The following is a 25,051-nucleotide window of genomic DNA, read 5'->3' as shown; positions in this document are numbered from 1 at the left end:
TGATAAATTGTTTTACGTAATTGTTTTGATTTCTCTTGAAGGAACTCCTTCGCTGTTTTTGCACAGTAACGTGATGCAGAGTGTGTTGCATCAACTATGATTGTCTTCGACTCTATTAATCCGTGTTCAAGAGCAATTTCAACTGATTTATGAATCAACATATCCAATAAATCCATGTCAACTAATCGTGTTCGACGAAACTTCGTCAATGAACTGGGATGAATTACTTTGTCTTCCGGTGCATAGTTCAAAAAATACTTAAATGACATATCATACTTAGAACGTTCCACCACGTCAACATCTGATATATCGAAGATAGTTTTTAATAATAAATACTTAAACATTCTAATAGGAGAAACTGCATTACGACCATTATCTAAACAGTATTTTTCTTTTAATTCATCTAAGATAAATGAAAAATCAACTAGTTCATTCATTTGACGTAATAAATTATCTTCAGGAACAACCAGATCATACAGATCTGTATATGAACTTAACGTAAACGATTCTTGTTTCTGTAACAACGAACTCACCACTTTCCAACTGTTACCTTTATTATAATAGAATCGTTTACATTAATCACAAAATAATACTAACTTACACAAAATTTTATAAAGGGACTTTTTCAGTGCCCTCGCTAACGCACTGTGGGGTCTCACCTATGCCTCTGCTCCCGCCGGAGTCTACGTGTATTTCTTACGCTAGTAAGTATTCTTAGACAATAAGAATTATGGACCTACTGCAATTTCACTAGTTGATTGGAGCGGAGGGCAGTCGAATCCTTGAAAATGCATTTCCATTTGCATATTCTGCGTGCGATGCTCCTCTGACTTAGCCTTCCTTGGGACTGCGATTACTCGCCCCACCGAAAACATTTTTCCTGCGGGAACAGCACGTGATCGAAGCCCCCACTTGATGCACCTGCGTCTTCCACTTTCACACGGTAGCATCATTCCTCGGTGCAAGGCTGCACTGATGTATATTCAAGAGGTTGCCTGGCTGAGGCAGTGCCCACGGAAAGCGACTGTCCGCAGTGCAAATCAACAAAGCAGTTACATCAGAATTGAATAATTCATTAAAAAATAGATTACACCTAAAGACTAACATTCTACCTACCCTCAAGGTAATTGTTCAACTTTGTATTATAGAGATTGAGTTATTTACCAGCCTGCTGCGTAGCATTACTTGTTTGTGCTTACGATTACTCGCCCGACCTAATTCCTTTTATGGCAATGTTTGCATGACCTACATCTTGTTAGCCCAAATTCTTGTTGATTGCAGATTTATTTAATCCATCATGGATTCTAATCCATATTGTTTTATTAGCTTCAAAAATAATTTGTTTGCTTTTTTTGCTGTTTCGGTGTCTGTAATTTTTGCTAGTTCTTTTAACATAATTTTTCTGTCTCTTTCTTTAAAGGGATCAACTTTATTGTTTTTTAAATAATTATTAATATGTTTTGCTTCTTCTTCTGATATTGTGAAATCATATTTTCTGGCATTTTTTACTATATCTTGGGTTGTTAAATTCCTCATTTTATTTAAAACAAGTTCTTTAATAAAAACTGACATAAACAATCTCCTTTTTATTGTCATTTGTTATACATATATGTATATGAAAATAGAGTGCAACATGTTTTGTTAAATGTACCAAAAAGTAACATTATAATTATTTGACTTTACCATACACTATAACTGCACCTCAAAGTTGGATAAAAGGAGGTCAGTAATTATGGATGATTACAATCGTAAGGATGATGTAGAAGATGCTCCTAATCACGGTGGAACCTTAGATGAAGATATAGAACCAAATGCACCGAAAAATTTCGATTCACCAGGATATATTGCGACATATAGTAATCGTGATGAAGAAACAGCTGCAGAATTAACTGCAGATGACTATAGAGGTGAACGAGTTAGCACTGATGATGATGTAGGTGCTCAAGCGAATACAGCGGTAGGCTGGATTGCCTTAGCATTATCAATTGCTTCATTCTTCTGGTTACCGATTATCCTAGGAGGTGCTGGGATTATCGTAGGTTTTGTAGCTAGAAATCGTGATGCAGAAACTTTAGGTAATATAGCAATTGCAGCAGGTGTAATTTCAATATTAATCACGCTGTTTATAGTCCCCTTTGTCTAAATAAAGAGGCTGATGCTCAATCAGCCTCTTTTTACTTGTACAAAGGAAAATAATAAAAGGTTTCAACTTGTAATTGATAGGGATCGGAATTAGGATTAAGTGATTTAAAATCGGCAATCATTTGATCAAAGTTTTGTATGTTTTGCTCATTAATATTATCCATTATAGAAATAAATGTATCTCCTGGCATTATTTTAATTTTAACTACACTAAAAGAAGGATTCTCTTCGTTTATTGAAGGTACCTCGAAATTTTCTTCCTTATTAATTTCTATTCCAGTAGATAAATCTTTATATACACTGATTAAAAATAGTATACTGAATAGGAAAAGTAAAAATCTTTTCATATTATTACTCCTTAAATGAAACCCAATGTAAACTGAAAACGTATATGTATTGTAGAGGAGGGATGTATGGTGGAAATATTTACGTATGATTGGATTGGTTTTGTTATTACAGGATTGGCTACATTATTTTTATTTGGAGAGATCCTTGTAAATATGCGTGGTTTATTCGGATTATTAGGTATAGGATTTATAACAGTGTATTTTACAGTATACTTAGAAACAGGCTCTCTTATCATTATGCTTATTTTGTATTTTATTGGATTATTACTAATTATTATAGATGGTAAGGTGTTAAATGATGGAACGTTAGCTACAATTGGGGTAGCTAGTATGATTGTTTCTGTTGCATTGCCAGCACAATCCTTTGCTGGTGGCGTATACGCTGTCTTAGGTGTGTTAATTGGAGGAGGATTGTCATTCTTCTTCTTAAAAGTATTTAAGAAGCGTGACATGTGGACGAAAATTACACTTAAGGACAGACTGACTACTGAAGCAGGTTATAATTCTATGAATGAAGCCTATAAAGATCTAGTAGGTTTAGAAGGGATAACATTGAATGATCTAAGACCAGTTGGAACGATTCGAATTGATAATAAAGACTATAGTGCACTTTCAAATGGACAATGGATTGAAAAAGGGAGTGCAATTACAGTTGTCCAAGTCGACGGAACAAAAATCTTAGTGGAAAAAAATAAAAAATAAGTAGGTATAGAATTCCCCATTCTAAAATGGAATAGGGAATTCTTTTTTTGTTTATGGCTTTAAGAATAATAAAGGATTCTTAGGGTAAAAAAAGAAGAGAGCTTATTTTCTATACTCAATTGTAAATTTAATGTTAATTATTTATTAATACTATTTACAAAAAGTATATCTTCAAGAATAATAGTGAAGGACGTCTTACTAATAAACAAACATATTTCAACATAAAGAAGGGACGGAGTAACAATTGGAATTCGATTTACAGACACTCCTATTTGAGTTTTTTGGTGGATTAGGTATTTTCTTACTTGGTATTAAATATATGGGGGAAGGACTACAAAAATCTGCTGGGGATCGGTTGCGTGATATATTAGATCGTTTTACTAGTAACCCGATAATGGGGGTTATTGCAGGAATAATTGTAACAATTTTAATTCAGAGTAGTTCAGGTACAACTGTTTTAACAGTAGGATTGGTAAATGCTGGATTTATGACATTGAGACAAGCTATTGGTGTTATTATGGGGGCCAATATAGGTACAACTGTTACAGCGTTTATCATTGGTTTTGATATAGGTGCTTATGCATTACCAATAATAGCAGTAGGTTGTTTCCTACTATTCTTCTTTAAAAATAAAAAAGTAACTGCAGTAGGCCAAGCAGTGTTTGGATTCGGTGCTCTATTCTTTGGATTAGAATTAATGAGTAGCGGAATGAAACCATTAAGATCATTAGAATCTTTCCATGAATTAACGGTTAGTATGAGTGATAATCCAATCCTTGGTGTAGTAATTGGAACAGTGTTTACACTAATTGTACAAAGCTCCAGTGCCACTATTGGGATTCTGCAAGGGTTATTTGCAGAAGGTGCTATAGAATTACGGGCAGCAATCCCAGTCTTATTTGGTGATAACTTAGGTACTACTATTACAGCAGTACTCGCATCATTGGGTGCTTCTGTTGCAGCTAAAAGAGCAGCCTATACTCATGTTATTTTTAACTTAGTTGGGGCAACAATTTTTATTGTGTTCTTAGGTTTATTTACTCAACTAATTTTGTTCCTACAAACTCAATTTGACTTAAATGAACCAATGACAATTGCTTTTGCTCACGGTACATTTAACATCACTAATACATTAATCCAATTACCGTTTGTTGGTGCGTTGGCATGGTTAGTAACAAAAATTATTCCAGGTAAAGATGTCATTATTGAATATAAACCAAAACATTTAGACCCAATATTCATTCAACAATCTTCTTCTTTAGCATTAGAACAAGCTAAAGCTGAAGTAGTACGCATGGGTGAATATGCAGCTAAAGGTCTAGAGGAAACCAATTTGTACTTAACAACAAATCAACAAAAACATTCAGAAATGGCTATGCAAGTTGAGGGTGCATTAAACAACTTGGATCGTAAAATAACTGATTACCTTATTGAATTATCTGGGCGATCAATGACAGAAGCAGAAAGTGCAAAACATACGGCCATGATGGATTCCGTTCGTGATATTGAGCGAATTGGTGACCATTTTGAAAATATTATAGAGTTAATTGATTATAAAATTTCTAATAAAGTTCAATTAACCGAACAAGCACAAGAAGATTTAAATAATATGTTTGATTTAACGATATTAACGGTGAAACAAGCAGTGAAAGCATTAGATAGTATGGATCGAGAAGAAGCGTTAGCAGTAGTACAAAAAGAAGATGAAATTGATAAGATGGAAAGAAATTATCGTAAAAAGCATATTATCCGAGTGAATGAGGGAGTATGTAGTGGCTCTGCAGGTATTGTATTCGTTGATATTATAAGTAACCTTGAACGTATTGGCGACCATGCAGTAAATATCGCTGAGGAAGTACTAGGTGAATAAAGATTATTTAAAAACATGCTATTTCTTTATTGAAATAGCATGTTTTTTACAGGATAAGGAAATCTATTTAGAATTATTTTATTTTTAGTTTTGTAGTTGCAAACTATTAAATAAGATGCTATAGTAATTATTGTTCTTTAAAAGACATACATAGAAAATTTTATTGACAAACAATGTCGAACATGCTATATTTAATAGCGTTGCTAATAAGAATATTATTTATTATTCCACAGTAGCTCAGTGGTAGAGCAACGAGCATTACTTCCACCGAATATGCTACGAGTAACCCCGAGGAATCTACATCCTCGTAATTGCTAGAAGACGCAGGGGTAACTATCCTGGGATAAGTTTTATAAATGGTAAGTAATTCAGCTTAAATTATTCCACAGTAGCTCAGTGGTAGAGCAATCGGCTGTTAACCGATCGGTCGTAGGTTCGAATCCTACCTGTGGAGCCATGTGGCGGCGTAGCTCAGCTGGCGAGAGCGTACGGTTCATACCCGTGAGGTCGTGGGTTCGATCCCCTCCGCCGCTACCATTTTTTAAAAATTTACCATGGCGGTCGTGGCGAAGTGGTTAACGCACCGGATTGTGGCTCCGGCATTCGTGGGTTCGATTCCCACCGGTCGCCCCATTTTTAGAAATGTAATCTGGACCCTTAGCTCAGTTGGTTAGAGCTATCGGCTCATAACCGATCGGTCGCAGGTTCGAGTCCTGCAGGGTCCACCATGATTTTCTTATACGGAGGTATACCCAAGTCTGGCTGAAGGGATCGGTCTTGAAAACCGACAGGCGGGTCAAACCGCGCGGGGGTTCGAATCCCTCTACCTCCTCCATACATATTCTATACACTCGGTAGTATAATCAGTAGAAAAACCGTAAACCTCTTGAGTAACATCATAGTAGGTTTTGTGAGGAGAATTACTACCTTGAATTACTGTACGACTAGCATAGTGCATCTTTGAATGATCATCTTTTTATTACATGGCTCGGTAGCTCAGTCGGTAGAGCAACGGACTGAAAATCCGTGTGTCGGCGGTTCGATTCCGTCCCGAGCCACCATATCTTTCTTTAATTTAGACAAGCAAATGTGCTTGTTTTTTTTTGTTAATTTATATTAAAACTATTTACATAGTAATAACCTATGCAAATAATTTGCAACTGCTGTTAAGCTCTGATAATCTTTCACTAAAGGGTGATTTTTCCATCCTGATATAATAATTTAATTTTGAGGAGGAGTTTTAATGGGAAACTATCAATTACCAGAATTGCCTTATGCATATGATGCATTAGAGCCACATATTGACAAAGAAACAATGAACATCCATCATACAAAGCATCATAATACTTATGTAACAAAATTAAATGGTGCTCTAGAAGGACATGCAGACCTTCAAGACAAATCAATCGAGGATCTAGTTAGTAACTTAGATGCTGTACCAGAAAACATCCGTACTGCAGTACGCAATAACGGTGGTGGCCATGCGAACCATAGCTTATTCTGGAAAGTATTATCTCCAAATGGTGGTGGAGAACCAACAGGAGAACTAGCTGACAAACTAAATGCAAAATTTGGTAGTTTAGATAAGTTTAAAGAAGAGTTCGAAAGTGCTGCTGCTACTCGTTTTGGTTCAGGTTGGGCATGGTTAGTACTTAATAATGGTGAGTTAGAAGTTACATCAACTCCTAACCAAGATACACCTTTAATGGAAGGTAAAACTCCATTACTTGGTCTAGATGTTTGGGAGCATGCTTACTACTTAAAATATCAAAACAAACGCCCTGATTATGCAAAAGCATTTTGGAATGTAGTTAATTGGGATGAGGTTGCTAAAAACTATAACGAAGCTAAATAATTGTTCGATAAGAAAGCATGGAATATCAATTCCATGCTTTCTTTTTACTTTTATATCAGAAAAGCAAGTGCATATCTGTTATTGTTTTGCTCAAACTATAAATAGAGAAAAGGAGCAATTCGATATGCACAGAAATCTACAAAAAATTTTTGGAACCACGGAGATTAATCGTGATTTGATTTTTCTTTTGCTAATTGGTGGTCTATATTCACTTGGGATTTATTTATCCAATACATTTGTAAATATTTATCTATGGAAACAAGCTGGTGATTATATTACAATTGCGATTTATAATTTAGCGATTTTTATTTTCCAGCCAATCACATTTATTTTAGCAGGAAAAATTGCGAAAAAAATTGACAGAGTAATTGTTTTACGATTAGGAGTCATTTTTTTATCGCTATTTTTTTTAAGTGTATTAGTGATAGCAGAAAAAGCCGCAACGTATAATTTTATTTTAGGGAGTGTTTTAGGGGTTGGATATGGTTTCTACTGGTTAGCATTTAATGTTTTAACCTTTGAAATAACCGAACCTGAGACACGAGATTTCTTTAATGGTTTTCTTGGTGTACTGCAATCGTTTGGTGGGATGATTGCACCAATTTCTGCAGGTTTTATAATCTCACGTATGCCTGAAAACGTAGGCTACACAATTATTTTTACTTCATCATTTGCACTATTTATTTTAGCTGTCATTACGAGTTTTTTTATTAAAAGAAGACAAGCAGAAGGATTTTTTTATTTCAAAAAAATAGTTAGAGAGAGAAAGCGTAATAAGAATTGGAATAGAATCTTAAACGCCCATGTATTCCAAGGGCTGCGTGAAGGTATATTTATGTTTGTGATTACGATATGGATTTATATCGTAACACAGAGTGAACTTTCATTAGGGATGTTTAATTTATTTTTCTCTGGCTTTTCTTTTGTTTTCTATTTTTTAGCAACGAAGTTTATCAAACCAACTAGACGTAAACGTGCCATATTAATAGGAAGCCTAATTCTTTACCTCTCACTGTTTATAATTTTAACCCATGCGAGTTTTACGACTTTAATTATCTATGGGATATTAATTGGGATAGCTTATCCGATTATCAATGTGCCTTATGTCTCCATGACCTATGACGTAATTGGTAAAGCGAGGAATGCGAAGGAATTACGGATTGAGTATATCGTTGTACGTGAATTCTTTCTTAATATTGGAAGAGTTATATCAATCCTCTTTTTCCTACTAGCTATTTCCTTCTTTGATGCAGATACAATTATTCCTATCCTGTTAGTTATCTTTGGTGCACTTCAACTGTTTATTTATATTTTTGTCAGAAAAGTACATTTAACGTCTCCTAAGAAGAAAGTAATTGTGCAGGAAGAAATTTCTGATGAAAAAAAACGTTAATATATATTATTCATGTAACTTATACATGCTATAATGAATGAAATAGATAGTTATTTTGGGGAGAGAATAAAAAATGGTAGAGAAAAAGAAGAAAAAGAAAAAAGCTCAGCTTCCCTTTCGGTTAAATATATTATTCTTTATTGTATTTTTAATGTTTTCGGTCTTAATTGTACAGTTAGGTGTTGTGCAAATTTTAAATGGGGAAGATTTCCAAAAAGAAATTGACCGAACGATAAAAGACACGACTAAAATACCTGTACCAAGAGGGAAAATGTACGATCGTAATTATAATGTAATCGTCGATAATGCACCATTATATGCTATTACGTATACTCCACCCAAAGGAGTTCAGGCAAAAGACAGATTAGATGTAGCTGTTAAATTATCAGAGTTCATTAGTATGAAGGATGAAGATGGAGAATTTATCAACAGAATTACGGATCGCGATAAGAAAGACTATTGGTATTTACTCAACGAAGAAGAAGCAAAGAGTCGTATAACGGTTGAAGAAGCTGCTGAAATGGATAGTGGAGAAGAATATAGTACAATTATGAGTAGGATTACAGATGAAGAAATTAGTAATTTTACTGAAGAAGAACTAGAAGTTATCCATATTAAAAAGGAATTAGATAAAGCATTTTCTTTAACACCACAAATCGTTAAGAATGTAAATGTCACTCCTGAAGAATATGCAAAAGTTGCTGAACATTTGGATGAATTACCAGGAATTAACGCAACAACAGATTGGGATAGAGATTTTCCATACGGAGATACATTACAGAATCTCATAGGGAAAATAACGGATCAATCAGAAGGAATTCTTGCAGATAATGAAGATTATTATTTGACTAGAGGTTATAGTAGGAACGACCGAGTGGGCCGTAGTGGATTAGAACTGCAGTATGAAGAACTTCTTCGAGGTAGAAAAGAACAAATACAATATACAACTAAAAAAGGAAAAGTAATCGACTCGGAAACTGTTGTTGAAGGGAAGAGTGGAAAAGACTTAGTATTAACGGTTGATATGGAGCTACAAAAACAAGTGGACGAAATATTACGGGAAGAACTCAAAACGGCTATTGAAAAACATCCTCAAGGAAATCGGTATATGGATGATGCTTTAGCAGTTATGATGAATCCTAAAACAGGTGAGATACTAGCCATAAGTGGACAACGTTATGATAGAAAGGAAAATGATTTTAAAAATGTTTCTTTTCGTACTATCTATGATGCTCACCAACCCGGATCTGTTGTAAAAGGTGCAACCATATTAGCCGGATACGAATCAGGAGTTATTAAACCTGGAAGTTCTTTTCGTGATAGTCCAATTAGAATTGGAGGAGATGAGCCAAAGGGTTCATGGACAACGGGATTAGGTGTATTAAATGATTACGGTGCCTTAAGGCGCTCATCAAACGTTTATATGTTTTATGTTGCTCTTAAAATGGGGGGAGAAAATCGCTATCCATTTCCTAATGGTGAGACGGCAAGATTTAACCCGGATGCATTTCGTGAAATGAGAAACTATTTTGCTCAGTTGGGATTAGGAGTTAAAACTGGAATTGATTACCCAAACGAAGCAACTGGAGTAAAAGGAACTCTTTTAAAAGCAGGTCTACTAATGGACTATGCAATTGGCCAGTATGATACCTTTACAACATTGCAGTTAGCTCAATACGTTTCTACAATCGCAAATGATGGATACCGCGTACGACCTCGCTTGTTAAAAGAAGTCCGAGAACCAGATTCAACCGGTCTAGGATCTATTTACCAATCGGTAAATGCAGAAAGTTTGAATAGGGTCGATATGGACCAATCATTAGTTGAACGTGTTCAAGAAGGGTTTAGGCAAGTTTTTCAAACCCAAGGTGGGACAGCATATTCCTACTTTAAGGATAAAGAATATAATCCAGCTGGAAAGACGGGAACAGCAGAATACGAATTTACAGATGAAGATGGTAACATGGTATATACTTTGAATTTAACGTTAGTAGGCTATGCACCATTTGATGATCCAGAAGTTGCATTTGCTGTAGTTGTTCCTAAAACTGGTCGAGGTGTGTCTCAACAGCACCCCATTAACAATGTCATTGGTACACGAATATTAGATGCCTATTTTGAACTTAAAGAACAAAGAGCAGGTAATAATCAAGATGATGAGACTGAAGAGACTGATGAAGAATCAGATCAAAATAATGATGAATAAATAAAACCTAGGTCCTCAGTGATCTAGGTTTTTTTACATAAATTTTACATACTATTAATAACCTCTTTATATTATTGGGATACGATTTAATTAGATAATTAAACTAATCTACATGGATAGGAGAGGTTATATGACAATTCGGGGACAATTTCATAATCAGCTGGATGAAATAAAACAAGATATCGTTGATTTAGCTAATATAAGTGAAAAAGCGTTACGTGTTGCAATTGATGCTTTATACAATCAGGATGTATCATTAGCGAACGAGGTCATAACAAATGATAAAGTAATCGATAAAAAAGAAATGGAAATTAATGATAAAACAACCCTATTAATTGCTAAACAGCAACCAGTTGCAACTGATTTACGTCGGTTAATTATTGCTCTTAGAATCGTAACTGATATTGAAAGAATGGGTGATAATGCTAAGAATATTGCAAAAGCAACAATTCATCTAGGAGAAGATAATTTAATAAAGATACCAGAAGACTTAAAGCAAATGCGTGACTTAACTCTTCAAATGCTTGACACAGCTATGAATGCATTTAAATACGAAGATATTTCTGTAGCACGAAAATTACCTGAATTGGATGATAAAGTAGATAAGTTATATAAGACTATTGTAACGGAATTATTAAGTGAAACAGCAACAGACCCAAATGAGATCCAATACGTAATGCAAATAGCATTTACTGCTCGATATTTAGAAAGATTTGCTGATCACATTACGAATATAGGGGAAAGTATTTTGTTCCTCGTTAAAGGCGAAAACGTAAACCTAAACTACTAAGTACAGAGCTAGGGGCTAAACAACTCTGAGAGTTAAACTTTAAAAGAGGCTGTCGAATTGACAGCCTCTTTCTTAGGAACTCTGTACTTTTCTTAATTATTTGTTAAAACTTCTGCTAATTCATAAAAACTCATATCATTCGATACTGTAAATTCTCCGAGCTGTATTCTTAAGCTATATCCTTCTGTGTCGAGATAGCGATTAAATTCATCAGCGTTATCTATAATATTGTTTTCTTCTAATTCTTTAGCTATACCAGAAGAAGCCGTTCCTGATTCAATATTAATTGTGTAGCTAATAGTTGTTTCTTCTTCTTCATCTTTATCTTTATCTTCTTTATCATTCGAATCAGATTCTTGCTTTTGATCATCATTTCCATTTTCTTCAACAGAGTCTTCTTGGTTTTCTTTTTCTTTATCATCAGTTGAAGTATCTTCTTCTTTTGTAGTATTTTCTTCTTCAGTTGATTCCAATTGTTTGTCTTGATTCACTGATAGTGTAATATATTCAGATTCTGTTAAAACTCGATATCCGTCTTCTTTAAGGTGTTCGATAACATCTTCAACGGGCATTTCTGATATATCTTGTACACCACCATTGGAAAAGTAATTAACAACTAGTAGAATCATGCCGGCCGTAAAAAGCCCAATAGAAAATGCACGAATTGGTTGTTTCATTCTATTCACCTATCTTTGTAAGTTTTCCCGTATATAGGGTAAGACCCCCGTCTTAATGAAGATTTATACCACTTGAATCTGCAGTATGACCCCCATAAATATGTTTCTTTTATAATCTAGTTACGATATAGATCTTCGTCACTTGAGATAGTATCAGTTAATAATTCTTCTTCTAAAATTTGTACTTTTTTCTTTAACTGGTACGAATCTTGCATTGTAGAAATTGATAGCTGTTCTATCTCTGTCTCTAGCTTATCAAATTTATCATTTAGGAAAAATGATAAAACAAACAATACAAGCGCAATTGCTAAAATAATAAGTATACTACCGAATATCATTCTTCTACCTCCATTTCTTCCCATTAATAGTTATACCATACAAATTATAAAGAGAAAACATTTAATTTTTTCCATAGACTTGATTGATAACGAAACTTCTGCTATTATAAATAAGTCTGAAATAATGTCATTATGCCTATATTGCAAGTTACAATAGTTTGGAGGGAAAAACATGCGCGTTAACATTACTTTAGCTTGTACTGAAACAGGAGATCGCAACTATATCTCTACTAAAAATAAGCGTACAAATCCTGAGCGTATCGAGCTTATGAAATATTGTCCACGTCTTAAAAAACACACTTTACACCGTGAAACTAAATAGTTTATGGGTAGGCCAGATTACTTCATTGTAGTCTGGCCTTTATTTGACTAGAATAAAGTTATACATAATGGGGAGGGTTAAGATGGATAAGAGTGAATTAAGAAGTTTTGCTATTAATAAGTTAAAAAACATAGACGAACATGAAAAGAAAATAATTGAAGAAAACCTTACAACGAAATTAACAGGATCAGACCTTTGGAAACAGGCCAACACTATTGGGATTACTATTTCAAAAGGATTTGAGTGGGAAACAAAAACCATAATTGAACAGGGATGGGCAGCTGGAAAGACGATAGCTGTTCCGAAATGTTTACCAGAGAGCAAAGAAATGCAATTTTATTCTTTTACTGATTATAGTGAATTAGAAGTCGTCTATTATAATTTGTTAGAACCTAAACCGGAATCGAATAAAGAAATTAATTCCAATGAAATTGACCTGTTAATTGTTCCGGGCTTGTTATTTGATAAAAAGGGATATCGAATTGGTTTTGGTGGGGGCTACTATGATCGTTATTTAGTTAATTATCCCAATGTAACTATTTCGCTGGCATTTCATGAACAACTTCTTGATTCTATTCCTACAGAACCATTTGATATTCCTGTTCAATATATCGTAACGAATGAACAAATTGTCGAATGTTGGAATTAGTAACTATTTTCTCAGGTGTATATTCCTAATGTAATTGATAATAACTAATAGTAATCATTTATCAATTTAGAAAAGGGTGTTTATATGAGAATAGTTGTATTCTTAACGTGCTTAGCTACCGTAGTTACAATGATATATCGTTGGCGATATCGTGTAATGAATATGATATTAGCTGTTGGGTTTTTAAGGAAAATAGCAGTATCTGTTTCCATGAATATGCCTACATTACGCTCTAAAATTATTCCAAGTTTATTTTCACAATCAGCAAATACATCCACTGAATCCTAAGAGGTCGTGACTTAATTATAGTTAGAACCAAGTTGATTTCCACTGCTGGCAGTCGCTTTCTGTGAGCACGGCTTCAGCCAGGCGACTACTTGAAATACTTCATTGCTGCCTTGTACCGAGGAATAGACTTCTTAGATTTTCTAGTAGACGCAGGTACATCTCTCGGGGTCTTCAGACACGTTCTATTCCCACAGGACAGATTTTTTGGTGGGGCGAGTAATCGCAGTCACAAGGAAGGCTACGTCATAGGAACATCGCATGCAGAAAATGCAAATGGAAATGCATTTTCAAGGAGTCGACTGCCATTCGTTTCAATCAACAATCTAAATCGCAATACTTTAAATTGATATTGGTGCGAAACTAGCGAAGGAAATACACGAAGACTCCTCGGAAATATAGAACAATTTCCTTCGTGCGATGATTATGCTTCCGATGCCCTTCTTGTCCTGCGGGAGCAAAGGCATAGGTGAGACCCCACAGTGCGTAGCACGAGGAGGCTCACCAGCCGCCCGCGGAAAGCTTAGTGTATTTTCCTAAGCGGTAGAATTCGCACAACCACACAAATTCGCTCATAATTTCAAAAATCCGAACAGTTTCTTCATATTGTTCGGATTTTGATGTATCTAAATACTTTTTCCCCTGCCTCTTCATTGTTTAAGGAATTATTTGCTTGTAACTCATTTATTAGTATAAATAAACACATCACGAGCGTTACTGATGTTAATCACCTTCGAAAGTATTTCAAAATATTAATTAAAACAGGGTTCTGCTATGATGGGAGGGGGGAGGAAAATATATGGTATTAAAAGAACAGTATAAAGCTTTTGCTTTAGCTACACAGTTAGCGGAACATGAAAACTTTAATGTGTTAAGCATGAATGAAAAAACGAAGGAGATTTGGTTGGAAAAATACAACAATAAAGTCTCCACAGTAATTCGAATTGTAAATCGGCAATTCGATTGGAAAAATCATCTTAAACAAGATGTAGGACTTTTTTTTCAAAAAGTTAAAACGATGAAAAAGTTATTTCGAGGAAAAATCGAACTACATAATGTATATATAGCTCAAAATGCCCCTGTAGATGATTGGGAGGTATTAAAAAAGACACTTCGGTTAAAAGAAAAAACCCCTATAACCATGAACGTTTACTACTTAGAAGAGACAAATTTTAATGATGAATTAGCTCGTTTTCAGAATGCGGTCAATGTTTCGGACAAAAAAACTATTGATATTGAGAAATCAGAGTTAGAAATGGAATATGCCAATCAATCGAATAAACAATATCTTACCAAACTATTGCATGATCGTAGAAAAGAATATAAACAGGTTTTTACATTTGGTAAACCAATATTTACTTACATCTTACTAGCAATTAATGTATTGGTATTCTTCTTGCTGGAGATTAGTGGTGGTAGTCAGAATACGGAAAACCTTATTCAATTTGGAGCTAAATATAACCCAGCAATCATAAATGGTGAATGGTGGCGATTATTTAGTGCCATGTTTTTACACATAGGCTTCTTCCACTTATTAATGAACATGTTAGCAATTTATTATCTTGGAAATTTAATTGAGAAAATTTACGGTTCATGGAGATTCTTAATCATCTACTTTTTAGCAGGTTTGGGTGGAAGTTTAGCGAGTTTTGCACTAACTGAGAACGTGTCAGCAGGAGCATCAGGAGCATTATTCGGTTTATTTGGTGCATTGTTGTTTTTTGGAATGGTGTATAAGGATATATTTTTTCAAACGATGGGAAATAATGTCATTATTTTATTAATCATAAATACTGTTTTTGGCTTTGTAGTCCCACAAGTCGATGCATGGGCCCATATGGGAGGTCTAGCTGCGGGGTTTTTAGGAGCATTTATTGTTCACTTACCTAAAAAGAAGGATGGGTTAAAGCAAATTATAGCAACTATTTTATTTGTAGTGCTAGTTGGTGTAGTCTTAGTCTACGGAATTGATAAAAATGAAAATAGTCCTCTCGTCCAGTTGACCTTTATTGAAGAGTATATTGAACAGAATAAGTATGAAGAAATTGTTGAAAGAGCAAATATTGGGTTAGAAAATCCTGGTGAATTTGAAGCGATACTACTTTTTCAACGATCATATGGCTACATTGGTCTAAATGATGTTGAATTAGCAATTGAGGACCTTGAGAAAAGCATCGAAATACAAGATAGGGAAAATAGAATACCTGAATCATACTATAATTTAGCATTACTCTATAATCGTACTGATAACCCTAAAGCAGTAGAATTAATCGAAAAGGCTTATCAATTAAAACCTAATAATGAATCCTACCAAAAATTATACGACGAGATTACGAATAGAGACTTTTAGTTATTACTGCATAGAATGACATTTAAAGACCAAACTAATGATACAATTTTAAAGATGTTTGGTGATGTTATGGAAAAAGAAAAACAACCTCTATTCCAATCTTACTCCAAAAATATTAAGTATATGGATGAAAGATTAGGAGTGGACAAAAGCTTTGATATTGTTCATTTAGACCTTGAGTATGCCGGTAAAGAAATGGCGTTATTCTTTGTTGATGGTTTCGTTAAAGATGATATTATGCATCTACTCATGAAATTATTGGCAAAGTTAGAGCCTGAGGATTTGGAACCAGACCCATTAGAAAAGTTAATTAAACGATACATACCGTACGTAGAATTAGACCAGACTGATGATTTAAATCAGGCAACTGATATGGTATTAAGCGGACCTACAGCACTCTTTGTTGAAGGTATTAATAAAGCAATCATTATTGATGCTAGAACATATCCTGTACGATCACCTGGTGAACCTGATTTAGAAAGAGTCGTAAGAGGATCAAGAGATGGGTATGTAGAAACAATTGTCTTTAATACTGCTCTAACTAGAAGAAGAGTACGTGATCGCTCATTGCGAATGGAGTATATGCAAATTGGGAGAAGATCACAAACTGATATTTGTCTTTGTTATTTAGATGATATTGCTGATAAAGATCGTGTGGAGGAGTTAAAAAAGAGCCTAAAGCTTATTGATACCGATGGGTTACCAATGGCTGAGAAGACAATAGAAGAGTATATTTCGGGACGTCATTGGAATCCGTATCCAACGATTAGATATACAGAAAGACCTGATACAGCTGCTTCTCATCTTTATGAGGGACATGTGTTAGTAATTATTGATGGGTCACCTAGTGTTATGATAACCCCTTCAACTTACTGGCATCATCTTTCGCATGCAGAAGAGTATCGTCAAAAGCCTTTAGTTGGAGCGTACTTGCGAATGGTTCGTTTTATAGCGGTATTGGCTTCGATATTTATTTTACCCTTATATTATTTATTTTCAGTTCATCCTGAGTTGTTGCCAAAAGGAATGGAATTTATCGGACCAAATGATCCGGGGGTATTGCCATTATTATTCCAATTTCTGTTTGCAGAAATTGGAATCGATATTTTAAGGATGGCAGCTATCCACACACCTACCTCATTAGCAACTGCAATTGGATTGGTGGCAGCTATATTAATAGGGCAGGTAGCGATAGAAGTAGGTTTATTTTCATATGAAGTAATCTTGTATTTATCCATTGCAGCCATTGGAACTTATGCCACACCTAGTTACGAATTAAGTCTTGCTAATCGAATCGTTAGGATTGTGCTTTTATTAACAACTGCTTCATTTGGAGTAGTTGGATATATCGGTGGGGTAACACTTTGGATTATTTACATTACAAGAATGCAATCCTTCAATATTCCATATTTTTGGCCATTTATGCCATTTTCTTTCAAAGCATTAAGGGACGTAATCATTCGATCACCAATCCCTTTAAAAAACAGAAGGCCTACCTTCTTAAATCCACAAGATCCGGATCGTTAATCGTTCCGGGTCTTATTGTTTTTCTTTACTAATTTGGTATAATTAGTTTGGTGATTTATAATGCAAACAGTATACGATGTTAGACAGTTATTAAAAAAATTCGGAACTTTTATTTATGTGGGTGACAGAATTGCCGATTTAGAGTTGATGGAAATGGAACTAGCTGAACTTTATCAAATGCAGTTCATACAACCTAAAGAGTATAAATTAGCGTTACTTATCTTAAAAAAAGAAAAATCACGCGTTAAGCAAGAAAGAGGAGCAGAATAATATGAAACATTACATCATAGGACTAGATATAGGTGGAACAACTGTAAAAATCGGTTTAATACAATTAAATGGTGATATAAAAGAAAAGTGGGAAATCCCTACAAATACAGAAAATCAAGGATTATCCATCGTAACAGATGTATGGGAATCCATTGAAGAACGATTAACAAAACTAAATGTCCAAATCGATGACATCTTAGGTATTGGAGTAGGAGCACCTGGTTTTATAAATGGAGATACAGGTTTAGTTTATGAGGCAGTTAATATTGGGTGGAAAAATTTTGAATTAGGGAAAGAATTTGAGAAAGTGTCAAATCTCCCAGTTATTGTTGAAAATGATGCGAATATAGCTGTATTAGGAGAGAACTGGATTGGGGCGGGGAATCGCTCACAAAACGTGATTGCTGTTACACTAGGAACTGGTGTTGGTGGAGGAATTATTACCAATGGCCAAGTTTTAAACGGCGAGAATGGTACGGCTGGAGAGATTGGGCATATTACTGTGGCACATGAAGGGTATCGTTGTAATTGTGGGAGAGTTGGATGTTTAGAAACAGTAGCTTCAGCTACGGGAATCGTCCGAAAAGCAATGGATAAAATTCAAGATAATCCAGAAAGTTTACTAGCAAAACACGTGAATAGCGGTAAAGACTTAACTTCAAAAGAGATTTTTGACTTAGCTGCTGCTGGTGATTCTATAAGTTTGGAAATTATTGATGAAATTTCGGATCTTTTAGGGTTCGTCATCTCAAACCTTGCAATAGTAATAAATCCGTCCAAGGTCCTAATAGGTGGAGGAGTGTCTAAAGCAGGTGATTTCTTAATTGATAAAATTGATAAAGCATTTAAGAAATATGCATTGCCAAGAATTAGTAACGTATGTGAAATAAAGTTAGCAAAACTTGGTAATGATGCCGGCATTATTGGTGCAGCGTTCCTTGTCCAACAGAGATTAAGCGACTTAAAGTTTTAAAATATTAATTTTTCTTTTCAAATTGAAACTTTTGTAGCCTTATATACGTCATATAGAATAGGATATAATATAAGAAGTGCCGTAGCTGCTTTTGCCGTTACGGTTTTCATTAGTAGCATCAATATATAGATAGAGAATTGTGCTAAAGTGTAGGAGGAGAAGGTATGGTTTTTAAACGGGGAAATATACCATTGTACGTAATTGCCACAGCATTATTTGGTCTAAAAACATACTTTATTTACCGTTTCATGTTTAATATTAGTTTAGATAATTTCATGCAAGAGTTTATCCTATTCATAAATCCATTTGTTTCTGCGTTTTTAGTTTTAGGAATAAGCGTCTGGATTAAAAAAGACTCGAGACGAATGAAATTTATTCGTTACACAATGTTAATTGGAACATTAATTATTTTTGCGAATCTAGTATTCTACCGATCGTTTACAGACTTTATAACCATTCCACAATTATTTCAAGGTAGTAATGCAGGTGATTTAGGAAATAGTATACTTTCATTAATGAAGTTTTATGATGTTTTATTTTTTGTAGATGTAGTTATTATTTGGGTGTTAACTAAGAAGATGAAGCCAGCGGTTAAAGATGTGTATCCAAGAAGTAATAAAGTTTTTGTGACGGCACTTTCATTGGCATTGCTTGCTGGTAATTTCTTTTTAGCGGAAATCGAAAGACCACAATTATTTACTAGAGCATTCGACAGGGAATACTTGGTTAAAAATATTGGTCTTTTTAACTACCATATATATGACATTGTTTTACATTCAAAAGTAAAATCACAGCGTGTTTTTGCAGATGATAATGAACTCAAGGATGTTGAAGAATATATCGATACAATCATCAAAAATGACGAACAATCTGAGCTGTTTGGTGTAGCAGAAGGTAAGAATGTAATTTTTATTTCTGCTGAATCAATCCAAAGCTTTGTAATTAACGAAGAAGTAAATGGTCAAGAAATTACCCCATTTATGAATCGTTTAATTGATGATGAAGATACCTATTATTTTGAGAACTTTTATCACCAAACAGAACAAGGAAAAACATCAGATTCAGAATTTATAGTTGAAAATTCATTATACCCACTTTCTCGTGGTGCTGTTTATTTTACCCATGGACAAAATGAATATCATGCATTACCAGAAATAATTAAACAAAAAGACTATTATTCTGCTGTGTTTCACGCAAATAATCGGAGTTTTTGGAATCGTGATCAGATGTATGAAGTTGCGAATTATGATCATTTCTTTGATGAAGAGGCCTATGAAATTAATGATACTAATTCAGTAGGTTGGGGACTAAAGGATAAAGATTACTTTGAACAATCCATTAAATATTTACAGAACTTAGAAGAACCTTTTTATTCAAAGTTTATAACGTTAACTAATCATTTCCCATTTGAACTAGATGACGAAGATCGCTCAATTGAACCTTATAATTCGAATTCCAATACGCTAAATAATTATTTTCCAACTGTTCGCTATATGGATGAAAGTATTGAAGAATTCTTTACTCTATTAGAAGAAGCTGGATTATACGAAGATTCAATTATCGTAATTATGGGTGACCATGATGGTATTAGTGCTAATCATAATAAAGCAATGAGTATGTTCCTAGAGAAAGAAGAAATTACACCTTATGACCAAATCCAATTACAACGTGTTCCATTTTTTATTCATATTCCAGGACATGGTGAAGGTAGAGTGATTTCGGATATAGCTGGTCAAATCGATGTTAAACCGACCTTGTTACACATGTTGGGCATTGATACCGCTAACGATTTATACTTTGGAAATGATTTGTTTATTGAAGATAGAAAAGAATATATTGCTCTACGTAATGGGGATTTTATTAGTGACGATTTTGTCTACACGACAGGGGTTTGTTACGATAGGGCAAACGGTGAAGTAATTGAAACAGAAAGCAATCTAGATACTGATTCAGCTACAGAAAGTGTTTGCCAACCAATTAAAGAACAAGTGGAGAAAGAATTAAGTCTTTCTGATAAATTAATTTATGGAGATTTACTCCGTTTTGTAAACTTTGATGAAGAATAAAGTACTGTCCTAGATTTTATAGAAATTGTAACCTAAAACATAAAAAGATCTGACACTTGTTTGGATCTTTTTATGTTTTTTTTGTTATTCAACTGTTAATTTCCTAGAGTGGAATAAGAAACTTGAGGATAACTTACTGAAATACTAAAATAGTAAAACAAAAAAAGCTAACGAGTAATCGTTAGCTTTCTTACATTGCGTTCGAGATTTCCTTGATAATAGTAGCAATGGAGAAGAATCCAAATGCTAATGCTGAAAGTGCAGAAAATACTAGAGCAAACATATTTTTAAATTTTAATTGACGTACTACTGAAACTACAGATACTATTGCAACTACCAATAACATAATTGCTAATACGATATGTTGTGACATGTTGATCACATCCTCCTTATGCCTAATCTCTTTTAGATTGAACTTATTATTGCTTCTATATTATTATGTATCTAACCAACACTATTATTTATTGTAGTATAAATTAAAGTGTTTGTCGAGATATTACCTAATGATTTTTTGAACATTTTGTAGCATTTGGAGGGATTATATATGAAAGTTAAATCATTGTCGTTGGGTCCACTGGGAACAAACTGTTATATCTTATCCAAAGATAAAGAGGCTTTAATAGTTGACCCTGGTGGTGATGCCAGCAAAATTGAATCCTACTTAACCAAAGAGGGAATAACTCCTAGAGCAATTCTTTTAACACATGCACATTTTGATCATATCGGTGCTGTGGAGGAAATTAGTAAACACTACAACATTGAAGTCTATATTCATGAAATAGAGGTAGATTGGTTATCTGATCCTAAATTAAATGGTTCAATTTTATTTACTGGTCAGGTGATTTCTATAAATGTACCACCTCGAATATTTAGTGAGGGGAATGTGACTATTGGAAATTTCTCATTCGAAGTCATACACACACCTGGACATTCACCTGGGAGTGTTAGCTTTGTCTTTGAAAAAAGTAAAAAGGTATTTAGTGGTGATGTGCTATTTAACCAAGGAATTGGGCGTACAGACTTGCCTGGAGGTGACTTTGGAGAAATAGAGAGGAGTATACGGAATAAATTATATAACCTCTCTGATGACGTCGAGGTGTATCCAGGGCATGGGCCAAGTACATTTATAGGATTTGAGAAGAATAATAATCCGTTTGTCCCATTTTAATACAATAAAAAAACCCTTCTAAAAAGAAGGGTTTTAGGGGGGATGTGCTCTGCTCTTTGTTGGTTAGGGATAAAAGTTAAGCTACAATTAATACTATAAATGCATATTAACAACATGTCAATAGTGAAAACTAAAAAAACAAGAACCCTGCAAAAAAAATATGTAGGCAGGGTTCTTGTTGTCTCTTAATGTCCAAAACCAGGAACTAAGATAAATTCTGAATACCATGTAAAACCAATCATGAAAACAGTACAATAAGCTCCGAACAAGTACATGTACATACGTTCAGATAATTTTAGGTAACTTACTGTAAGGAAAAATGCCGTCTGAACTAGGGAAAGTAATGCAACTTCTATCATTCCACCAACATAGAACATTACTGTAAAAATACCTGTCCAAAAGGCAAGGACTCGAAACATTCGATCCATGCTTTCCCCTCCTTTTGAGTAACTTTATCATTGTTATTATATACGAGGAATCGAATAATGTAAATGAAACAGACTAAACATTTGTAAGTTGTGCTACATAAGAACAGTTTTCGCATCCGTCAAACATGTTTTCTGTTTCAACTAATTCAATCTCGGTGAAAAGAGATTCAAACATACCTTTAAGGTAAGCGTGGTGCATTTTACAAATCATATCGTTGTTATTATTTTTTGAAGCAACTTCTTTAAATGGACAATTATTTACTTTGAAGGAAACGGTCTTATTTTCAGGGTTGTATTCAAATTTCGGATACATACCTAAAATAGTTCCAGCATCCTCTAGAATATGAATTTTGCGCTCAATATCTAAATTCTCATATCCACTTGTTTGATAACGCATCATAACTTTTTCACCATATTTTTTGCCGGTGTTGTATAATGCTTGTTTACCGGGTTCACCTAATTCAACAAAAGCTTCTAGAGCAATGGTAGACAGCATTTTATAGTCACGATGTGGGAAGTTTAATTCAACGACTTCATCTGATAACTTGTAAATTCTGCTCGGTCTTCCACCTTTTCCAGTCTTCTGTGCAAAGGATACTAATAAGTTTATATCTTCTAATTTAGTTAAATGTAGTCTTGCTACATTGGGGTGAATATCAAATGCTTTAGCAATCTCAACAACAGTTACTTCTCTACGATTTTTGATTAAATATTCGTATATATTGAATCGTGTCGGATCACTTAAAACACCAGTAACTTTTAACGTATTTTCCATTAGAATCACCACCTCACTATGTTTAATACTTTTATTATAGTAGAAATCATGTAAGATGTGGTGTAATGCTTTGATTTGTTAAAAATTGTACACAACTATCTTTTGTATTAATCATATTAATATTCTCTTTGTGACAATATATCTTGGAATTGCTTCAGTTCGAATGATCATGTTCATATTTACCTCAGTTTCACTGTGTTGAATAAATTGTATTTCAACATTTCCATCAGGGAATTCATATTGGAGATTATTTTCTTCTCCAATTTCTAGTTGTATATAATCCCTTTTAAAACTTGCAAATCCCATCTGTATAAGCGTTTCTAATTTGATTTGCTCAATTGTATTTTCCGTGATTTGAATTTCATTGCGATAAATTCCGATAGTCGACGTAATCAAAAGCAACAAGATAGTTGTAATAAGCATTACGTAAGATAGGTAATAACCTTTTTCATCATTGATAATACGATATAATTTTTTCATGTTCTTCCCCTTGAAGAGTAGTAATATTTACTTTAACGCCCCATTCGTACGGGATTAAAGAGAAATCCTTTATATCTCGAATATAAATTTCATGCCCTTTATTATTTAATTTCCGTCGTACAGAATTTTGGTACTGATGGATATTCGCCGTGTCTCTTTTCATTGATTCTAAAATTATAGAATGATCATCTACTTCTGCATAAGTAGATAATGAGACTTCTTTTTGTAAAATGATAAAAAATTGCTGTACCGATAATTCATCATATTTGGAATGAAATTGTGTGCTTTGTATTGCAAAAGCTAGAATTGGTAGGGTAGTTAACAAGATGGATAATGTAAATAATGCTGAGACCATAGAAAAACCATTTTCAGCTTTTAGGTAATCCATAAATACATAAATTTTCTTCTTTTTGTTTAACATTGATCCACTTAGCACATCCTTTAATGCTGCCTTTTTCCTCGTAAAAAGAAAAATGCACTTCAAAATTATTAAATTCTCTCTTAAATTGTGTTACTGTTTCTAGGTTCCATAATTGTAACTGGAGCTGATCATGCAATTCATTTGCAACTAATCGCTTTATGCTTAATGCTTCTCTTTCAGCATTAAGTGTGGAAATAAGTGGAACTAATGTTATGGCAACCATAAAAACAATTGATGATGCAATAAGTACCTCGATTAATGAAAAACCATTATATTTTTTCAACATAACCTCTTCCTTTTCCAGGTGGAAAAATAATGCGATAGTAATTTTTCGGTGACTGTATTAGTACGGACCCTGAGTAAACTACGGTGCCATATTGATTAAAAGAGATATTATCAATCGTTACATCAGTTATTCTCCAATTCTTTGGTAATTCACGACTGATAGATTTTCCTGAAAACCCCACTGCTACAGTGTAATGGTCATTACCAAATTTATTCTACTATAGTTACTACCATCTAATGCATTACTCTGAGTTAGTAGTACATCATGTTGAAACGTCCTTAAGAATTGTTTTTCTTTGTGGTTTTCAATAGAAGAAATCATTGGTGGGACAGTAAGAAGTATAATAGTTGACCAAATCGCTAATACAATTAACATTTCTAGTAACGTAAACCCATTTGGTTTAAGTTTAATCATCACTATTTGGAGTGGTTACCTTTCCATTATTATAAATTAACTCCGTCCCATTTTTACATTTCGTTTGATCAGAAGTAATATATTCTGCTGAAACTAATGAATCGAGGTCTTTAGCGTGGCTTCCATTTTCCAATAAATAGGTATCAGACTGTGCTTGTACGAGAGATACTAGAGCGTCACAACCATCTTCTGCTACTTTTTTACCTTTCTCTCCTAAGTTGGGAATAATTAAGATCATTAACACAGAAATAATCATTAATACGAGCAACATCTCAATTAGAGTAAAGCCTTTGTTATTTTTAAACATGTTAAATTCT

At 34.0% G+C, this 25,051-nt stretch carries 30 protein-coding genes and 6 tRNA genes; 22 read left to right on the top strand and 14 right to left on the bottom strand.

Annotated elements, in window-relative coordinates; all coding sequences use genetic code 11:
- Nucleotides 1-524 (bottom strand): transposase (locus BUB12_RS02510; protein WP_143155588.1); only part of this gene is annotated, 524 nt, incomplete at its 3' end.
- A 763-nt stretch (nt 525-1,287) separates the two neighbouring features.
- The gene (locus tag BUB12_RS02505) at nt 1,288-1,572 is read right to left on the bottom strand and encodes a DUF2624 domain-containing protein (protein ID WP_072887650.1); all 285 of its coding nucleotides are present in this window, start codon (nt 1,570-1,572) and stop codon (nt 1,288-1,290) included.
- A gap of 160 nt (nt 1,573-1,732) precedes the next feature.
- On the opposite strand from BUB12_RS02505, the gene BUB12_RS02500 reads away from it, so the two are divergent.
- Complete coding sequence (locus BUB12_RS02500; protein WP_072887648.1) at nt 1,733-2,143, top strand: MATE family efflux transporter; 411 nt, start codon at nt 1,733-1,735, stop codon at nt 2,141-2,143.
- A gap of 31 nt (nt 2,144-2,174) precedes the next feature.
- On the opposite strand, the gene BUB12_RS02495 is transcribed toward BUB12_RS02500, so the two are convergent.
- Nucleotides 2,175-2,489, bottom strand: a complete 315-nt coding sequence (locus tag BUB12_RS02495) for a hypothetical protein (RefSeq protein ID WP_072887646.1) — start codon at nt 2,487-2,489, stop codon at nt 2,175-2,177.
- Nucleotides 2,490-2,558: 69 nt separating this feature from the next.
- Here BUB12_RS02495 and BUB12_RS02490 point away from each other — a divergent pair, with 69 nt between their 5' ends.
- From BUB12_RS02490 to phoU, 12 genes are all read left to right on the top strand, one after another.
- Nucleotides 2,559-3,191: an NfeD family protein gene (locus BUB12_RS02490; RefSeq protein WP_072887693.1), complete on the top strand. Its 633-nt coding sequence runs from the start codon at nt 2,559-2,561 to the stop codon at nt 3,189-3,191.
- A 244-nt stretch (nt 3,192-3,435) separates the two neighbouring features.
- On the top strand, nt 3,436-5,061 hold the full coding sequence (locus BUB12_RS02485) for a Na/Pi cotransporter family protein (protein ID WP_072887645.1): 1,626 nt from the start codon (nt 3,436-3,438) through the stop codon (nt 5,059-5,061).
- A 382-nt stretch (nt 5,062-5,443) separates the two neighbouring features.
- Nucleotides 5,444-5,518: transfer RNA gene (locus tag BUB12_RS02480), tRNA-Asn, on the top strand.
- Nucleotides 5,519-5,521: 3 nt separating this feature from the next.
- A tRNA-Met gene (locus BUB12_RS02475) sits at nt 5,522-5,598 on the top strand.
- Nucleotides 5,599-5,618: 20 nt separating this feature from the next.
- Nucleotides 5,619-5,694 (top strand) — tRNA-His (locus BUB12_RS02470).
- A gap of 18 nt (nt 5,695-5,712) precedes the next feature.
- Nucleotides 5,713-5,789, top strand: a tRNA-Ile gene (locus tag BUB12_RS02465).
- Between the two features lie 14 nt (nt 5,790-5,803).
- Nucleotides 5,804-5,896, top strand: a tRNA-Ser gene (locus BUB12_RS02460).
- Nucleotides 5,897-6,046: 150 nt separating this feature from the next.
- Nucleotides 6,047-6,122 (top strand) — tRNA-Phe (locus tag BUB12_RS02455).
- 182 nt (nt 6,123-6,304) lie between these two features.
- Complete coding sequence (locus BUB12_RS02450) at nt 6,305-6,916, top strand: superoxide dismutase (RefSeq protein ID WP_072887643.1); 612 nt, start codon at nt 6,305-6,307, stop codon at nt 6,914-6,916.
- A gap of 124 nt (nt 6,917-7,040) precedes the next feature.
- Entirely contained in the window at nt 7,041-8,309 is a 1,269-nt protein-coding gene (locus BUB12_RS02445; RefSeq protein ID WP_072887641.1) for an MFS transporter, read from the top strand.
- A 73-nt stretch (nt 8,310-8,382) separates the two neighbouring features.
- The gene (locus BUB12_RS02440; protein ID WP_072887639.1) at nt 8,383-10,515 is read left to right on the top strand and encodes a peptidoglycan D,D-transpeptidase FtsI family protein; all 2,133 of its coding nucleotides are present in this window, start codon (nt 8,383-8,385) and stop codon (nt 10,513-10,515) included.
- 130 nt (nt 10,516-10,645) lie between these two features.
- Nucleotides 10,646-11,305 carry a phosphate signaling complex protein PhoU gene (phoU, locus tag BUB12_RS02435; RefSeq protein WP_072887637.1) on the top strand — a complete coding sequence of 220 codons (660 nt, stop codon included), beginning with the start codon at nt 10,646-10,648 and terminating at the stop codon, nt 11,303-11,305.
- A gap of 92 nt (nt 11,306-11,397) precedes the next feature.
- Here the strand turns inward: phoU and BUB12_RS17955 are convergent, their stop codons facing one another.
- Nucleotides 11,398-11,982, bottom strand: a complete 585-nt coding sequence (locus tag BUB12_RS17955) for a hypothetical protein (protein WP_234982530.1) — start codon at nt 11,980-11,982, stop codon at nt 11,398-11,400.
- 116 nt (nt 11,983-12,098) lie between these two features.
- Nucleotides 12,099-12,320 carry a hypothetical protein gene (locus tag BUB12_RS02425; protein WP_072887636.1) on the bottom strand — a complete coding sequence of 74 codons (222 nt, stop codon included), beginning with the start codon at nt 12,318-12,320 and terminating at the stop codon, nt 12,099-12,101.
- A 172-nt stretch (nt 12,321-12,492) separates the two neighbouring features.
- On the opposite strand from BUB12_RS02425, the gene rpmG reads away from it, so the two are divergent.
- The 8 genes from rpmG to BUB12_RS02385 all read left to right on the top strand — a co-directional run bounded on the left by rpmG (nt 12,493) and on the right by BUB12_RS02385 (nt 20,762).
- Complete coding sequence (rpmG, locus tag BUB12_RS02420) at nt 12,493-12,642, top strand: 50S ribosomal protein L33 (protein ID WP_026906199.1); 150 nt, start codon at nt 12,493-12,495, stop codon at nt 12,640-12,642.
- An 82-nt stretch (nt 12,643-12,724) separates the two neighbouring features.
- Nucleotides 12,725-13,291, top strand: a complete 567-nt coding sequence (locus BUB12_RS02415) for a 5-formyltetrahydrofolate cyclo-ligase (protein WP_072887634.1) — start codon at nt 12,725-12,727, stop codon at nt 13,289-13,291.
- A gap of 84 nt (nt 13,292-13,375) precedes the next feature.
- Complete coding sequence (locus BUB12_RS02410; RefSeq protein ID WP_072887623.1) at nt 13,376-13,579, top strand: hypothetical protein; 204 nt, start codon at nt 13,376-13,378, stop codon at nt 13,577-13,579.
- A 796-nt stretch (nt 13,580-14,375) separates the two neighbouring features.
- Entirely contained in the window at nt 14,376-15,926 is a 1,551-nt protein-coding gene (locus BUB12_RS02405; protein WP_072887621.1) for a rhomboid family protein, read from the top strand.
- A 69-nt stretch (nt 15,927-15,995) separates the two neighbouring features.
- Entirely contained in the window at nt 15,996-17,453 is a 1,458-nt protein-coding gene (locus BUB12_RS02400; protein WP_072887690.1) for a spore germination protein, read from the top strand.
- A 60-nt stretch (nt 17,454-17,513) separates the two neighbouring features.
- The gene (locus tag BUB12_RS02395; protein WP_072887619.1) at nt 17,514-17,723 is read left to right on the top strand and encodes a YqgQ family protein; all 210 of its coding nucleotides are present in this window, start codon (nt 17,514-17,516) and stop codon (nt 17,721-17,723) included.
- A gap of 1 nt (nt 17,724) precedes the next feature.
- Nucleotides 17,725-18,696 carry an ROK family glucokinase gene (locus tag BUB12_RS02390; protein ID WP_072887617.1) on the top strand — a complete coding sequence of 324 codons (972 nt, stop codon included), beginning with the start codon at nt 17,725-17,727 and terminating at the stop codon, nt 18,694-18,696.
- A 164-nt stretch (nt 18,697-18,860) separates the two neighbouring features.
- Nucleotides 18,861-20,762, top strand: coding sequence for an LTA synthase family protein (locus BUB12_RS02385; protein ID WP_072887615.1), 1,902 nt, complete (start codon nt 18,861-18,863; stop codon nt 20,760-20,762).
- Nucleotides 20,763-20,952: 190 nt separating this feature from the next.
- Here BUB12_RS02385 and BUB12_RS02380 read toward each other — a convergent pair whose 3' ends face one another.
- On the bottom strand, nt 20,953-21,135 hold the full coding sequence (locus BUB12_RS02380; protein WP_072887613.1) for a DUF2759 family protein: 183 nt from the start codon (nt 21,133-21,135) through the stop codon (nt 20,953-20,955).
- A gap of 171 nt (nt 21,136-21,306) precedes the next feature.
- Here BUB12_RS02380 and BUB12_RS02375 point away from each other — a divergent pair, with 171 nt between their 5' ends.
- On the top strand, nt 21,307-21,930 hold the full coding sequence (locus BUB12_RS02375; protein ID WP_072887611.1) for an MBL fold metallo-hydrolase: 624 nt from the start codon (nt 21,307-21,309) through the stop codon (nt 21,928-21,930).
- A 185-nt stretch (nt 21,931-22,115) separates the two neighbouring features.
- Here the strand turns inward: BUB12_RS02375 and BUB12_RS02370 are convergent, their stop codons facing one another.
- From BUB12_RS02370 to comGC, 8 genes are all read right to left on the bottom strand, one after another.
- Nucleotides 22,116-22,358 carry a DUF2626 domain-containing protein gene (locus tag BUB12_RS02370; protein ID WP_072887609.1) on the bottom strand — a complete coding sequence of 81 codons (243 nt, stop codon included), beginning with the start codon at nt 22,356-22,358 and terminating at the stop codon, nt 22,116-22,118.
- A 73-nt stretch (nt 22,359-22,431) separates the two neighbouring features.
- On the bottom strand, nt 22,432-23,133 hold the full coding sequence (locus BUB12_RS02365) for a helix-turn-helix transcriptional regulator (RefSeq protein WP_072887607.1): 702 nt from the start codon (nt 23,131-23,133) through the stop codon (nt 22,432-22,434).
- 111 nt (nt 23,134-23,244) lie between these two features.
- Nucleotides 23,245-23,613 carry a competence type IV pilus minor pilin ComGG gene (locus BUB12_RS02360; protein ID WP_072887605.1) on the bottom strand — a complete coding sequence of 123 codons (369 nt, stop codon included), beginning with the start codon at nt 23,611-23,613 and terminating at the stop codon, nt 23,245-23,247.
- Nucleotides 23,585-24,034, bottom strand: a complete 450-nt coding sequence (locus tag BUB12_RS02355; protein WP_072887603.1) for a competence type IV pilus minor pilin ComGF — start codon at nt 24,032-24,034, stop codon at nt 23,585-23,587. Before BUB12_RS02355 ends, BUB12_RS02360 begins: the two co-directional genes overlap by 29 nt.
- Entirely contained in the window at nt 23,982-24,317 is a 336-nt protein-coding gene (locus BUB12_RS02350; RefSeq protein ID WP_072887688.1) for a type II secretion system protein, read from the bottom strand. Before BUB12_RS02350 ends, BUB12_RS02355 begins: the two co-directional genes overlap by 53 nt.
- Nucleotides 24,304-24,501, bottom strand: coding sequence for a hypothetical protein (locus BUB12_RS17950; protein ID WP_072887601.1), 198 nt, complete (start codon nt 24,499-24,501; stop codon nt 24,304-24,306). Before BUB12_RS17950 ends, BUB12_RS02350 begins: the two co-directional genes overlap by 14 nt.
- 2 nt (nt 24,502-24,503) lie before the next feature.
- A complete protein-coding gene (locus BUB12_RS02340; protein WP_072887599.1) occupies nt 24,504-24,734 on the bottom strand; it encodes a type II secretion system protein in 231 nt (76 codons plus the stop codon).
- On the bottom strand, nt 24,727-25,041 hold the full coding sequence (comGC, locus tag BUB12_RS02335) for a competence type IV pilus major pilin ComGC (RefSeq protein ID WP_072887597.1): 315 nt from the start codon (nt 25,039-25,041) through the stop codon (nt 24,727-24,729). Before comGC ends, BUB12_RS02340 begins: the two co-directional genes overlap by 8 nt.
- Nucleotides 25,042-25,051 lie beyond the last annotated feature (10 nt).

Origin of the sequence: Ornithinibacillus halophilus (genome assembly GCF_900129485.1) — a bacterium.
Taxonomy (GTDB): Bacteria; Bacillota; Bacilli; order Bacillales; family Amphibacillaceae; genus Ornithinibacillus; species Ornithinibacillus halophilus.
Note: the sequence above shows the minus strand (reverse complement) of the source record. Positions and strands in the feature narration are given on the sequence as shown.